Source organism: Burkholderia sp. 4NA327C6 (assembly GCF_005502655.1).
Classification (GTDB): Bacteria; Pseudomonadota; Gammaproteobacteria; order Burkholderiales; family Burkholderiaceae; genus Burkholderia; species Burkholderia contaminans.
Map to the genome: position 1 here is coordinate 14,448 of NZ_SCNZ01000074.1, position 13,906 is coordinate 28,353.

The 13,906-nt window shown below is 68.6% G+C and carries 11 protein-coding genes and 1 pseudogene; 5 read left to right on the forward strand and 7 right to left on the reverse strand.

Features of this window, described 5'->3' with window-relative positions; genetic code table 11:
- Positions 1-13 precede the first annotated feature (13 nt).
- The gene (locus FFS49_RS39150; RefSeq protein ID WP_046549763.1) at positions 14-478 is read right to left on the reverse strand and encodes an Lrp/AsnC family transcriptional regulator; all 465 of its coding nucleotides are present in this window, start codon (positions 476-478) and stop codon (positions 14-16) included.
- Positions 479-612: 134 nt separating this feature from the next.
- On the opposite strand from FFS49_RS39150, the pseudogene FFS49_RS39155 reads away from it, so the two are divergent.
- From FFS49_RS39155 to FFS49_RS39165, 3 genes and pseudogenes are all read left to right on the forward strand, one after another.
- A pseudogene (locus tag FFS49_RS39155) lies at positions 613-1,239 on the forward strand (LysE family translocator).
- A 248-nt stretch (positions 1,240-1,487) separates the two neighbouring features.
- Positions 1,488-3,095 carry a S53 family peptidase gene (locus tag FFS49_RS39160; protein ID WP_137910440.1) on the forward strand — a complete coding sequence of 536 codons (1,608 nt, stop codon included), beginning with the start codon at positions 1,488-1,490 and terminating at the stop codon, positions 3,093-3,095.
- A 75-nt stretch (positions 3,096-3,170) separates the two neighbouring features.
- Positions 3,171-4,847, forward strand: a complete 1,677-nt coding sequence (locus FFS49_RS39165) for a peptidase S1 (RefSeq protein WP_039339732.1) — start codon at positions 3,171-3,173, stop codon at positions 4,845-4,847.
- A 75-nt stretch (positions 4,848-4,922) separates the two neighbouring features.
- Here the strand turns inward: FFS49_RS39165 and nadE are convergent, their stop codons facing one another.
- The 3 genes from nadE to FFS49_RS39180 form a co-directional block, all read right to left on the reverse strand.
- Complete coding sequence (gene nadE / locus FFS49_RS39170) at positions 4,923-5,771, reverse strand: ammonia-dependent NAD(+) synthetase (RefSeq protein WP_039339729.1); 849 nt, start codon at positions 5,769-5,771, stop codon at positions 4,923-4,925.
- A 240-nt stretch (positions 5,772-6,011) separates the two neighbouring features.
- Positions 6,012-6,881 (reverse strand): DMT family transporter, encoded by an 870-nt coding sequence (locus FFS49_RS39175; protein ID WP_071331946.1) that lies wholly within the window; start codon positions 6,879-6,881, stop codon positions 6,012-6,014.
- Between the two features lie 180 nt (positions 6,882-7,061).
- Positions 7,062-7,247, reverse strand: coding sequence for a hypothetical protein (locus tag FFS49_RS39180; RefSeq protein ID WP_006480515.1), 186 nt, complete (start codon positions 7,245-7,247; stop codon positions 7,062-7,064).
- Positions 7,248-7,455: 208 nt separating this feature from the next.
- Between FFS49_RS39180 and FFS49_RS39185 the strand changes: the two genes are divergently transcribed.
- Positions 7,456-8,214 (forward strand): DeoR/GlpR family DNA-binding transcription regulator, encoded by a 759-nt coding sequence (locus tag FFS49_RS39185; protein WP_039339705.1) that lies wholly within the window; start codon positions 7,456-7,458, stop codon positions 8,212-8,214.
- A 105-nt stretch (positions 8,215-8,319) separates the two neighbouring features.
- Positions 8,320-10,101, forward strand: coding sequence for a phospholipase D-like domain-containing protein (locus FFS49_RS39190; protein WP_137910441.1), 1,782 nt, complete (start codon positions 8,320-8,322; stop codon positions 10,099-10,101).
- A gap of 75 nt (positions 10,102-10,176) precedes the next feature.
- Here the strand turns inward: FFS49_RS39190 and FFS49_RS39195 are convergent, their stop codons facing one another.
- The 3 genes from FFS49_RS39195 to FFS49_RS39205 all read right to left on the reverse strand — a co-directional run.
- Positions 10,177-10,851 carry a TetR family transcriptional regulator gene (locus tag FFS49_RS39195; protein ID WP_039339701.1) on the reverse strand — a complete coding sequence of 225 codons (675 nt, stop codon included), beginning with the start codon at positions 10,849-10,851 and terminating at the stop codon, positions 10,177-10,179.
- A gap of 116 nt (positions 10,852-10,967) precedes the next feature.
- Complete coding sequence (locus FFS49_RS39200; RefSeq protein WP_047849452.1) at positions 10,968-12,236, reverse strand: FAD-binding oxidoreductase; 1,269 nt, start codon at positions 12,234-12,236, stop codon at positions 10,968-10,970.
- A 156-nt stretch (positions 12,237-12,392) separates the two neighbouring features.
- Positions 12,393-13,906 (reverse strand): amino acid permease (locus FFS49_RS39205; protein ID WP_212746511.1); only part of this gene is annotated, 1,514 nt, incomplete at its 5' end.

Here is a 13,906-nt window from a genome sequence, read left to right on the forward strand (position 1 = left end):
CCGCCCGCCGGCATCACGGCACCGGCAGCCCCGCGTCATGCTTGACCTCGCGCAGCGACAGCGCGGATTCGATCGACGTCACGCCCGGCAGCATCCGCAGCGACTCGCGCAGGAACGTGCCGTAGTCGTCGAGATCGCGCGCCACGACCTGCAGCAGATAGTCGGCCGTGCCCGCCACGTTGTGGCACGCGAGGATACGCTCGATGCCGAGCACCTCCCGCTCGAAGCGGTCGGCGGTCTTGCGATCGTGCGTCGCGAACCGCACGAGCACGAACGCGACGACACCGAAACCGAGCGCCTGGCGCGACAGCTGCGCGCGATAGCGCTCGATGTAGCCGTCGTTTTCGAGACGCTTCAGGCGCCGCGCGCACGGGGTCTCGGAGAGGCCCACGGAATCGGCGAGGCGCGCGATCGGCAGGCGGCCGTCGCGCTGCACCGCGGCAAGGATGGCGCGGTCGGTTTTGTCGAGTTCGGTCATGTTGGCGGAATCCTTTTGTGGATTCCGTGATTGTGGCGGATTCCCCTACGAATCGCCAATCCTGAACCCAAGATAGCCAATAATCCCTCGCACTCTGGCGGCAACATATCGCCGTAGGAGGAGAGGGGCAGACCATGATTTCCACGCATTTGCTGTTGATTTATCTCGCCGCGCTGGCGGCCATTTACGCGGTGCCGGGGCCGGACATGGCGCTGGTGCTGCAGACCAGCATCGGCCGCGGCGTGCGGCCGGGGATGGCGGCGGCCGCCGGCCTGTCGCTCGCGCGCACCGCGCACGTGACGCTGTCCGCCTGCGGCGTCGCGGCGCTGATCCGCAGCGCGCCGTGGCTGTATGAAGTGATCCGCTACGGCGGCGCGCTCTATCTCGCCTATGTCGCGATCCAGGTGTTCCGTTCGCCCGTGTTCGCGCTCGGCGACGGCGATGCGGCAGCGACGGCGGGCGAGTTGCGCCAGTCGTTCGTGAAAGGCCTGCTCACCAACCTGCTGAACCCGAAGGCGCTGCTGTTCTGCTCGGTGCTGCTGCCGCAGTTCGTGCGTCCCGAGGCCGGGCCGGTCGTGCTGCAGATGTTCTAGCTGGGCGCGCTGCTGGTGGCGGCCGGCGTGTGCTTCGACCTCGCGTGCGTGTTCGGTGCGTCGCGGATCGCCGCGTGGATGCGCGCGCACCCGCTCGCGCAGACGGTGCAGCGCTGGACGTTTTCCGCGGCGCTGATCGGCTTTGCGCTGCGCCTGTCGATGGACTGAGTGCCGATGCGGCGGCGCGCCGGCGCAGGTCGCGCGGCGCGGCGCCGCGCCCGAGGCGGGCCGCGCGCCACGCCGGCCCGCGCGTGCGCCCCATCGCAGAAGGGCGTGCGCGCAAATCGTCTGACTGTTCTAAACTCCCTGTTACTTCGCGCTGCGCGAACCCGACCGACCGAACGGAACCGTCTCCCGCCGGCCCTGTCCGATTTCCTGGCTGTTCCGTGCAACGCGGTACCAAGGAGGGTCTGAACATGGCAAGGCATCTTCACGCCGACCGTGAACCCCGAATCGTCGCCGAGTCCAAGTGCCTCGGCCCGTGCGATCCGGCAGAACGCATCCACGTCACGATCATGTTGCGGCGGCAGGAAGAAGGGCAACTCGATACGCTGCTTCACCAGCTCGCCACCGGCGACGCGCAAGCGAAACCGGTGTCGCGCGCAACTTTCGCGCAACGCTTTTCCGCCGATCCCGACGACATTCGCAAGGCCGAGGACTTCGCACGTCGTCACCAGCTGACGGTCGATCGCGTCGATCCCGTTGAAAGCGTCGTCGTGCTGTCCGGCACGATCCAGCAGTTCGAGGCGGCGTTCAGCGTCAAGCTCGAGCGCTTCGAGCACAAGTCGATCGGCCAGTATCGCGGCCGCTCCGGCCCGATCGCGCTGCCCGACGATCTCGGCGACGCCGTCACGGCCGTGCTCGGCCTCGACAGCCGTCCGCAGGCGCGGCCGCACTTCCGGTTGCGACCGCCGTTCAAGCCCGCGCGCGGCGGCGCGGCGGGCGTCACGTTCACCCCGATCCAGCTGGCATCGCTGTACGGCTTCCCGGCCGGCGACGGCGCCGGGCAATGCATCGCGATCATCGAGCTCGGCGGCGGCTACCGCGCGGCCGACATCCAGCAGTATTTCCGCGGGCTCGGCATCACGACGCCGCCGACGCTCGTCGACGTGAACGTCGGCACCGGCCGCAACACGCCGACCGGCGACCCGAGCGGCCCGGACGGCGAAGTCGCGCTCGACATCGAGATCGCCGGCGCGATCGCGCCCGCCGCGAAGATTGCCGTCTACTTCGCACCGAACAGCGACGCGGGCTTCATCCAGGCCGTCAACGCGGCCGTCAACGACACGACCAACGAGCCGTCCGTGATCTCGATCAGCTGGGGCGGCCCGGAGGCGATCTGGCAAGCGCAGTCCGCGCAGGCGTTCAACCGCGTGCTGCAGGCGGCGGCCGCGCAGGGCATCACGGTGTGCGCGGCATCGGGCGACAGCGGTTCGGGCGACGGGCTGCAGGACGGCGCCGATCACGTCGACTTCCCGGCATCGAGCCCGTACGTGCTCGGCTGCGGCGGCACGCAGCTCGACGCGCTGCCCGGGCAGGGCATCCGCAGCGAGGTCACGTGGAACGACGAGGCGGCCGGCGGCGGCGCGGGCGGGGGCGGCGTCAGCACGCTGTTCGACCTGCCGGCGTGGCAGCAGGGGCTGAAACTCACGCGCGCCGACGGCAGCAGCACACCGCTCGCGAAGCGCGGCGTGCCGGATGTGGCGGGCGATGCGTCGCCGCAGACGGGCTACGAAGTGTCGATCGCGGGCACGGCCACGGTGATGGGCGGCACGAGCGCAGTCGCGCCGCTGTGGGCCGCGCTGATTGCACGGATCAATGCGGCGTCGACTGCGGCGGCGGGCGGTGCGACTGCCGGCTGGATCAATCCGGTGCTCTACAAGAATCCGGGTGCGCTGCGCGACATCACGCAAGGGTCGAACGGTACGTACGCGGCCGCGCAGGGCTGGGATGCGTGCACGGGCCTCGGCAGCCCGAACGGCGCGCAGCTCGCCGCGATCCTGACGCGCAAGCCGTCGAGCTGACGGCCGCGGTACACGTCTTTCCGTATGGCGCGGGCTTCCTGCCCGCGCCTTGTTCTCACCTCCAGGAGCAGCACGATGGGCATCGATTCCGCATCTTCCGGCGGCGTGTATCCGCTGCATCACGGCGACCACAACTCGCATGGCGTGCCGCCGACCGTCAACCCGGTCGCGCTCAGTCATGGCCGCGACCAGCCGTTCTTCGATCCGGTCGCGTACGGCAACGGTCCCGACGACTCGGTGACCGACACGACCGAGGCGGCCGCGATCACGCATCACACGATCCTGATCGACGGGAAGCGCATCGCGTACACGGCGACGGCCGGCCACCTCGTGACGGTCGACCCGAGCAGTTCGCAGCCGGCCGCGAAGCTCTTCTACGTCGCATTCACGGCCGACGGCGCGAAGGAAGAAACGCGTCCCGTGACGTTCTTCTATAACGGCGGCCCGGGTTCGTCGTCGGTGTTCGTGCTGCTGGGGTCGTTCGCGCCGAAGCGCATCAAGACGTCGATGCCGGGGTTCACGCCGCCCGCGCCGTACCAGATCGAAGACAACCCGGACAGCATGATCGACCACAGCGACCTGGTGTTCATCAACCCGGTCGGCACCGGCTATTCGGCGGCGATCGCGCCGAACAAGAATCGCAACTTCTGGGGCGTCGACCAGGATGCGGATTCGCTGAAGCAGTTCATCAAGCGCTACCTGACGAAGAACAACCGCTGGAATTCGCCGAAATACCTGTTCGGCGAATCGTACGGCACCGCGCGCAGCTGCGTGCTCGCGTACAAGCTGCATGAGGACGGTGTCGACCTGAACGGCGTCACGCTGCAATCGTCGATCCTCGACTACCGGCAGGCCGGCAACCCGGTCGGCGCGCTGCCGACCGCGGCGGCCGATGCGTGGTATCACAAGAAACTTGGCGTCACGCCGGCGCCGACCGATCTCGGCGCGTTCGTCGAGGAAGTCGCGCAGTTCGCGCGCACCGACTACCTGACCGCATTGCGCAACGTGCCGCATGCCGACCCGGCCGCCGTGAAGAAGCTGTCGCAATACACGGGCATCGACGCGGCGACGCTGCAGACATGGGGGCTCGACATTGCGGGTTACAACGCGCGCGGCAATTCGCTGTTCCTGACGACGTTGCTGCAGGCACAGGGGCTGGCGCTCGGTTCGTACGACGGCCGCGTGACCGGGATCTCGTCGGGCATCGCCGGCAAGATCGACCCGAACTCCGGCGGCAACGATCCGACGATGACGGCCGTGACGGGCGTCTATACGGCGATGTGGAACAGCTATCTGAACGAGCAGTTGAAGTTCACGTCGAGTTCCGCGTTCACCGACCTGAACGACCAGGCGTTCCAGAACTGGGATTTCCACCACGTCGACCCGACCGGCGCGCAGCAGGGCATCGACGCGCAGGGGAACGTGATCCTCTATACGGCCGGCGATCTCGCGGCGGTGATGGCGTTGAACGTCGACCTGAAGGTGTTGTCGGCGAACGGCCTCTACGATTTTGTCACGCCGTTCTACCAGACCGTGCTCGACCTGCAGCAGATGCCGCTCGAGGATCAGAAGGTGCGGCAGAACCTGTCCGCGCGTTTCTATCCGTCGGGGCACATGGTGTATCTCGACGGCGGCTCGCGCACCGCGCTCAAGCGCGATCTCGCGGCGATGTACGACGCGACGGTCAGCGATACGGGCGCGCGGATGCGGATTCGCGCACTGCAGGCGACGAAGACGGGCGGGCACGCGTAGCAGCGCCCGTCGGCAGGACGCCGCGCGCAGCTGTGACGGTGCGCGCGGCGTTGTTTTTCAGCGTGGGCGGGCGGCTTATGCGGCCGGCCAGTCGAACATCGTGTACGGCAGCGCGCGCTTGTGGCGCGACGCGTCGTAGAAGCGCAGCACCGTTTCGTACACGTGGTCGGCGACGGGCTTGCCTTCGAGGAAGTCGTCGATCTCGTCGTAGGTGACGCCGTATGCATGCTCGTCGGGGCGCAGCGGGCGCAGTTCCTCGAGGTCGGCCGTCGGCACCTTCATCACGATCAGTTCGTCGCCGCCAAGCGCACGGGCCACCGCACGCACGCGACGCTTGTTCAGCCCCGCGAGCGGCAGGATGTCCGCGCCGCCGTCACCGAACTTCGTGAAGAAACCCATCAGCGACTCGGCAGCGTGATCGGTGCCGATCACGATGCCGCGCCGCGCACCGGCCACCGCGTATTGCGCGATCATGCGCTCGCGCGCCTTGACGTTGCCGTGCACGAAGTCCTGCTGCGCCGGCGTCTCGAATGCATGGCCGGACGCGACCAGCGCGCCGAGCATCGCGTCGGCGGCCGGCTTCACGTTGACGGTCAGTTCCTCGTCCGCGCGGACGAACGCGAGCGCGCGCTGCGCATCGGCTTCGTCGTTCTGCACGCCGTTCGGCAAGCGCATCGCGATGAAGCGGGCGTCGTAGCCGCCGGCGCGCAGCTTTTCGACCGACAGCTGGGCGAGCCGGCCGGCCGTCGACGAATCGACGCCGCCGCTGATGCCGAGCACGTAGGTCCGCAGGCCGGTCGAACGAAGGTATTGCGCGAGGAACTCGACGCGGCGGGCAATCTCGGCCTCGGCGTCGAAGTGCGTGGCGACGTTCAGTTCGGCAATGATCGCGCGTTGGCGGCTGGCGTAATCGGCGGATGTCATGAAAGGAGTTCCGGAACGAAATCAAGGCGCCCATCATAAGCGCAATCGCGGCGCGGCGCCGCGCCGGGCGTGCGATCCGGCGATTTCGCGTTGCTTCGGCGAGACGGGCCGCGTCGCCGTGGTGCACGGTGCGCCGGGCGGGTGCAACGATGCCGCGTAACGGGCGTTCGCGCGGCCGGCATTCGATGCGCGTGGCGGGCGGCGTGCATGCATCCGTGACCGCACACGCGGGCGGGCACGTCAGCGCCGCGCGAGCACGACGCCCACCAGCGCGAGCGCGAAGCCGGCGAGCTGGATCGCCGCGAGCGTCTCGCCGAACAGCCAGTAGCCCTGCAGCGCGGCCAGCGGCGGCGCGAGGAACAGCAGCGACGTCGCGCGTGCGGCGTTGCCGCGCCGCAGCATCCACATCAGCATCGTGACCGCGCCGCCGGACAGGAACACGACGCCCCACACGAGCGACACCCACAGCGCCGGCGCGCCGATCCAGCGCGTCTCGTGCAGCAGCGCGACGAAGACGGCCGCGACGATCGCCGCACCGAAGTTCTGGATGGCCACCGCCGTGCGCAGGTCGCTCTGCGCGAGCTTGCCTTTCTGGTACAGCGAGCCGGCGGTGATCGACCCGACCGCGAGCACCGAGACGGCGACGACGAGCCACGCCGGCGCGGCGCCCGGCGGCGGCGCCACACCGCCCATCACCTTCGGCGCCAGCACGAGTGCGACGCCGGCAAGCCCGAGCGCCATCCCGACCCAGCCGCGCGCGGGCAGGCGCTCGTTGAACAGCGGGACGGCGAGCACGGCGGTGGCGAGCGGTTGCAGCGCGCCGAGCAGCGCCATGACGCCGGCGTTCAGCCCTTGCGCGACGGCCCAGTAGCTCGCGCCGAGATAGACGCCCTGCAGCAGCGCGCCCGCGATCAGGTGGCGTGGCCATTCGCGCCGGGCCGGCCACGGCGCGCGAGAAACGAGCGCCACCGCGCCGAACAGCGCGGCCGTGCCCGCGAAACGCGCGAGCAGGAACAGGTTGGGATCGGCGTAGGGCTTGATTGCCCGCGCAACGATGAAGCCGGTGGACCAGAGGGCGACGAAAGCGGCGGCGACGAGCGAGGTCAGCATGCGTGGCGGGCCGCGACGCGGCCGGACGGAATCGTGAAGTCCGCCAGTATCGGGGGAAGCGATGCGGGCGTCTTGTCGAATCCTGCACTCATGCTGCGTGCCGCACTGGCGGCCGCCGGTGCCGGGAGAGGCGGGGCGCCGCCCCGGGATGCGGAGCGGGCGCGTGTGAGGCCGCGGGGATCAGTCGATCGAGAACGTGTCGAGCGGCTGGTTGGCGCGTGCGTCGGTCGCGAAGCGCGCGGCGAGCTGTTCGTAGAGCCGGCGGGCCTCGTCGAGCGTCAGGTCGATCCAGTACGGATCGCCGGCCGCGTCGTTGAGACGTTCGGGCGGAAACTGGATTTCGATCACACTGCCTTTGCGGTACATGGCGCGAGCCCCTTTGCTTGGTCTGTCGTTCGGCGAAGCGCAAAGTGTAGCAACCGGCGCCGCGCCGATTCGCGCGCGTCTGGCAATACAGAATTTCGCTTTCGTGAAACGCGGCCCGGCGGGTTTCCCGGCGCAGTCAAATGCCCGTCAAACGGCCGTAATACAATGGTCGGCTTAGCCATTACCAGTCGCCTCGGGCGCACACGCGATGCTGGCGGAACAACGTCATCAATTCATCCTGTCGGAACTCGGACGGTCGGGCGCATTGTCGGTCGCGGAACTCGTCCGCTCGCTCGACGTGTCGCGCGAGACCGTGCGGCGCGACCTGAACGCACTGGCCGCGCGCGGCCTGCTCGTGATGACGCACGGCGGCGCGCTGGCTGCGGATCGCCGCGAGCCGAGCCTGTCCGAGCGCGAAGCCGCGAACGCGGAAGCGAAGCGCACGATCGGGCGGCGCGCCGCCGAGTTCGTGCCCGACGATGCATCGGTGCTGATCGATTCGGGCAGCACGCCGCATGCGGTGGCGCTCGCGCTCGCCGACCGGCATCGGCTGTCGATCTACACGAACGACTGGCGTACCGCATTCGTGCTCGCGCGGCGCAACGGCAACCGCGTGACGCTGCTCGGCGGCGAGCTGTCCGACGACGAAGATGCGACCTTCGGGCTCGACACGATCCAGCAGCTCGCGCAGTACCACGTCGATTTCGCGTTCGTCGGCGCCGGCGGCATCACGCCCGACGGCGAATGCACCGACTACTCGCGGCTCGCGGCCGAGGTGCGTAGCCGGATGATCGCGGCGGCCGGCACCGCGATGATCGTCGCCGACCATTCGAAATTCGGCCGCGTGACGCCGGTGCGGATCAACGGCACGGCCGCCGCCCGCTATCTCGTGACCGAGCGGGCGCCCGACAAGGCCGTGCGCCGTGCGCTGACCGCGCGCGGCATCGAGCTGCTCGTGTGCGACTGACGCGCGTCCGACATACAAGGTTCATCGAACCGTCATCCGCAGGGAAGAACTGCCGTCAAGACTGACCCATTCACCTCGACCGGCCGCCAGGCCAGGGAGCAACGAATGACCGTCAGCGTGCGCAGTTATCTTTCCCCCACCTTGGTCCTGCTGGCCTTCGACTGGCCCGACGCGGCGTCGCGGTCCGATTTCCTCGGCTTCGCGATCCGGCGCACGCCGGGCTTCTGGTCGGCCGACGGCAAGACGCGCGCGCCGGACAGCTGGCTGCCGAACCGACTGACGTTCGATGGCCCGGCCGCGCACACGCAGGGCGATGCGCCGACCGACCAGGCGCCGATCCAGAAATTCATGTGGTGGGACGCGCGCATCGATCCGCAGGATCGCGGTGCGGCGTTCCGCTACGACGTGTATCCGGTCGTCGGCACGCCGGCGAACCTGCAGGTGCTCGACGCGCAAGCCGGCGTGTGCGATGTCGTGCTGCCCGCGCACATCGAGGACGGCATCGGCACGTGGTTCAACCGCGCGGTGGTCAGCTCGCAGGCCTTCGCGAAGCAGGTGGCGGCGCTGGGCCTCGCGCCGAATGCGGCGCCGAGCGCCGAGCAGGCGCTGAAGCTGCGCACGTGGCTCGCGAACGACATGGAGCAGGTGTTCGCCGAGATGCTCGACCCCGCGTCGCGCGCGGCATCGGCCGTCTATCACCTGACCGACACGCTGTGGGCGTTGCCCGCGTTCGAAGCGTTCGGGCGCCAGCACGGCGAAGCGTCGCTCGCGATCGTCTACGACGCGCACACGACGGCGCGCAAGGGCAAGCCGCCGCTGCCGTCGCCGAACCAGCCGGCCGTCGACGCGCTGCAGGGCCTCGCGACGCTCGCGCCGCGCGACAAGACGCACATCATGCACGACAAGTTCATCGTGACCGATGCGTCGTCGAGCGCGGTGCCCACGCGCGTGCTGACCGGCTCCGCGAACTTCACGACCGAGGGGCTCACGGAGCAGGCGAACGTATTGCACGCGTTCGATTCGCCCGCGCTCGCCGCGCTGTACAACGATCGTGCGCATGCGCTGGCCGGGAATCCGTCGATCGCGGACACGGCGAAGCTGTCGCCGGGCTGGTCGGCGCCGATGACGATCGGCAGTGCGCAGGTGCGGCTCGCGTTTTCGCCGGAGCCGGCGGGGCAGCGCACCGAGATCGACACGATCGTCGCCGCGATCGCGGCCGCGAAGCATTCTGTGTGCTTCTGCCTGTTCATGCCGACCGACGCGGCGCTGCGCGACGCGTGTTTCGCGGCCGGCGACCGCGGGCTGATGATGTTCGGGCTGGTGAACAAGATCAACGTGGGCAGCGCGACGAAGGCCGACACGGAGCAGCAGGCCGGCCAGACGCTCGATGCGGCGACGCTCGCGAACCTCGAGCTGTATCACCGCAACCGCGACAACCACGACGTGATCGACGCCGAGTACTTCTCGCCAGCCACCGTGCCGCAGGGTTTCGAGCCGGAATTGCGGTTGTTTCCGGGTGAACCGGCACCCGCCTTCCCGCCCGTCGTGATCCATCACAAGTTCATCGTGATCGATGCGGAGGGCGCGAATCCCGTCATCTATACGGGTTCGGCGAACATGAGCCGCAACTCGGAGCAGTACAACGACGAGAACCTGCTCGAGATCCGCGACCAGCGGATCGCGGCGATCTATCTCGCGGAATTCCTGCGGCTTTACGAGCACTATCGCGCGCGGGCATTGACGATCAATGCGAAGCAGCACGGCACGGACGCGCATGCGCGGCTCGCGCTTGCACCCGATTCGAGCTGGGCGAAGAAGTATTACGTGGCGGGAAGCCCGGAAGAGAAGGCGCGGATCGCACTGGCGTCGACCGCGCCGACGGATTGACCCACGAGAGAATGACGGGCGCGGATATCGCGCGCCCGGCGTGAGTCCGGCAGGGAAACCGGCTGCCGCCGCCGCTTACGCGGCAACGTAGCGCAGCACGGCGTCGGCGATCGTGTCCCGGTGCCGCGCGCGCAGGCGCGGCGCCGACGGGTCGCGGCCGAATGCGGCGCCGAACGTGTAGCGGTTCGACACGCGGTGGAAGCAGAACGAGCTGATCAGCAGGTGCAGGTCGAACGCGTCGATGTCCTTGCGGAACGCGCCGCTCGCCGCGCCGCGCTCGACCAGTTCCTCGAGCGTCTTGATGATGCTGACGTTGCGGTTCTTGAACGACTTCAGCTGTTCGAGATACTTCGCGCCGTGGATGTTCTCGATCGACACGAGGCGGACGAAGTCGCGATGCTTGTCGTGATAGTCGAACGTGAATTCGACGAGGCGGCGCATGCCCTCGCGCGGCTCCATGTCGCCCACGTGCAGTTCCTGCTCGAGCGCGCGGATGTCGCCGTACACCTTCTCCAGCACGGCCTCGTACAAGCCTTCCTTGCTTTCGAAGTAGTAATAGAGCATGCGCTTCGTCGTGTTCGTGCGCTCGGCGATGGCATCGACGCGCGCGCCGGCGAGGCCCATCGCGGAGAATTCCTGCGTGGCGACGTCGAGGATGTTGCGCTTGGTTTGCTCGGGATCGTATTTGCGCCGCGCATCGGACGGAAGCGCGCGGGTGTCGGGCGTGGCGGCCTTGCTTCCTGCTTTCATGTGGACTTATTGTGGCTTCGGCGGCTTGGAAAAGCCATTCTAGCATGTGGGAAATCGCCGCCCGGCCGACCTTCCGCTCTAATCGGCAGGGCGGTTTCGGCCGCCGTGGCCGCCGCTCAGCGGCGGCAGGACGCGAGCGCGTCGCGGGCCTGGTACGCCGTGTACGTGAGCTGGGCGGCAGCGAGGCCCGCCAGTCCGAACGTGCGCGTGAGCCCGAACGCATTGAAGCCTTCCGGCACCGGCCGGCCTTCGGCCAGCGTGGCCGCGAGCACTTCGCCGGCAACCGTGGTCGGCGCCATCCCGTGGCCGCCGAACGCGATCGCGTGCCACACGCCGTCCGCGTCGCGGCCGATCTGCGGCATTTTGTGCCGCGCATAGCTCATCAGCCCGCCCCACGCGTAGTCGACCTTCACGCCTTCCAGTTGCGGATACACGCGCAGCAGGTCGCGCCGCAGCAGGCGCGCGATCGCGTCGGGGCCGCGGTCGAGCACGGAGATCCGGCCGCCCCACAGGATGCGCGTGTCCTTCAGCGGACGGTAATAGTCGAACGCGAAACGCGTGTCGTAGATCGCGTACGGCGCGTCGATCGCGTCCGGCAGGCGCGCGCCGAGCGGCTCGGTCGCGATCACGTAGGTCGCGATCGGCAGCACCGCGCGCTCGATGCGCGGCGACACGCCGCGCGCGTAGCCGCCGCCGGCGAACACGACGTCCTTCGCGCGCACCGTGCCCTGCGCCGTGCGCACGACGTACCCGGCGCCTTCGCGGGCGATGCCGAGCGCGGCCGAGCGTTCGTACACGCGCGCGCCGCCGCGCGATGCGGCCGCCGCGACGCCGAGCACGTACTTGAGCGGATGGAAGTGGAAGGCGTTCGGCTCGAACAGGCCGCCGTAATAGCGCTGCGTCTTCAGCCGCTTGCGCAGCGCGTCCGTCGAAACGGGTTCCCAGTCGACGCCGAGTTCATCCTTCATCAGCGTGCGTACGCTGTCGAGCCGGGACGGATCGTCGAACCAGTTCGCCAGCATCACGCCCTGGTCGACGATGTCGCAGTCGATGCCGTAGCGCGCGATCCGCGCGCGGATCAGGTCGACCGCATCGACGGTGAGCCGGTACAGCCGGCGCCCTTCGTCGCGGCCGAGCGTGCGCAGCAGGTCGGCGTTGTCGAGGCTGTAGCCGCCGAACACGAAGCCGCCGTTGCGGCCCGATGCGCCGAAGCCGACCCGTTCGCTGTCGAGCACGACGACGTCACGCACGCCGCGCTCGACGAGGCCGAGCGCCGTGCACAGGCCGGCGAGGCCGCCGCCGACGATGCAGACCTGCGTGTCGATCGTGCCGGTCAGTTGCGGGTAGGGCTGGCGGGTAACGGTGGCTTCGTAGAAGTTCTGCATGCGATTTCGTTGACTTTGAACGGCGGAAAAACAGACGGCGCGCGTCGATCTTGCCTGAACGTGCGCGCCGCGTCGAATGGCGGTTGTCCGGGCGCCGGCCGCCGCACTCGCATGGCGGCCGGTGCGGTCCGGGTTGATCCGGGCCGAGCCGCGCGATCAGGCGCCCGGCGTCGGGTTGGCCGGGCGGGCGACGTAGCCCGCGTAGCTGGTTTCAGCCTGGGCGGCGGGTTCGGGCGTCGCGTTGCGTTCGATCCACGGTGCGATCTCCATGTCTTCGTAGCGCACGAGGCGGCATTTGCGCACGATCGCATAGCCGAGCCAGATCGCGAGGAAGAACGGCAGGCCGATGTAGGTCGCGGCGACGCCGACCCAGTCGATCTTGTCGGAGAGGAACGCCTGGTAGTCCTGGCCGAGCGCGATAACCGCGCACAGCGCGAACGCGAACAGCGGGCCGAACGGGAACCACTTCGACCGGTACGGCAGCTGGTCGAGCCGGTAGCCCTGCTTCAGGAAGCCCTTGCGGAAGCGGTAGTGGCTGACCGCGATGCCGAGCCACGTGATGAAGCCGGCCATGCCCGACGTGTTCAGCAGCCACAGGTACACGGTCTTGTCGCCGTACAGCGAACTGAGGAAGCACAAGGCGCCGACGGCCGTCGTCGCGTACAGCGCGTTGCGCGGCACGCCGCCGCGCGACAGCTTCGCGAAGATCTTCGGCGCACGGCCTTCGACGGCGAGGTTGTAGAGCATCCGCGTCGATGCATACATGCCCGAGTTGCCGGCCGACAGCACGGCCGTCAGGATCACCGCGTTCATCACGCCGGCCGCGAACGCGAGGCCCGCGTGGCGGAACACGAGCGTGAACGGGCTCACGCCGATGTCGGTCACGTCGCTCTTCAGCAGGCTCGGGTCGGTATAGGGAATCAGCACGCCGATCACGAAGATCGCCAGCACGTAGAACAGCAGGATGCGCCAGAAGATCTGGCTCACCGCACGCGGGATCGTCGTGCGCGGGTTTTCCGATTCGCCGGCCGCGACGCCGATCATTTCGGTGCCCTGGAACGAGAAGCCGGCGATCATCGCGACGCCGAGCATCGTCGCCCAGCCGCCGGCGAACGGCGCGTCGCCGATCGTGAAGTTGCTCCAGCCCGCGCTCGGGCCACCCTGCATGATCCCGAAGATCATCAGCAGCCCGACGCCGACGAACGCGAGCACCGTCAGCACCTTGATCAGCGCGAACCAGTATTCGGCTTCACCGAAGCCGCGCACCGACAGCGCGTTGAGCGCGAAGATCAGCGTGAGGAACAGCGCGCTCCACCGGACGCCCGGCACATGCGGGAACCAGTAGTTCATCACGAGCTGCCCGGCGACGAGCTCGACGGCCAATGTCACGGCCCAGCTGTACCAGTAGTTCCAGCCGAGTGCGAAGCCGAAGCCTTCGTCGACGAACTTCGCGCCGTAGGTCGCGAACGAGCCCGATACGGGCATGAACGCGGCCATTTCGCCGAGGCTCGTCATCAGGAAATAGACCATCAGGCCGATCACCATGTACGCGAGCATTGCGCCGCCGGGGCCGGCCTGCGAGATCGACGCGCCGGATGCGACGAACAGGCCTGTGCCGATCGAGCCGCCGATCGCGATCATCCGCAGATGGCGTGCCTGCAGTGCACGGT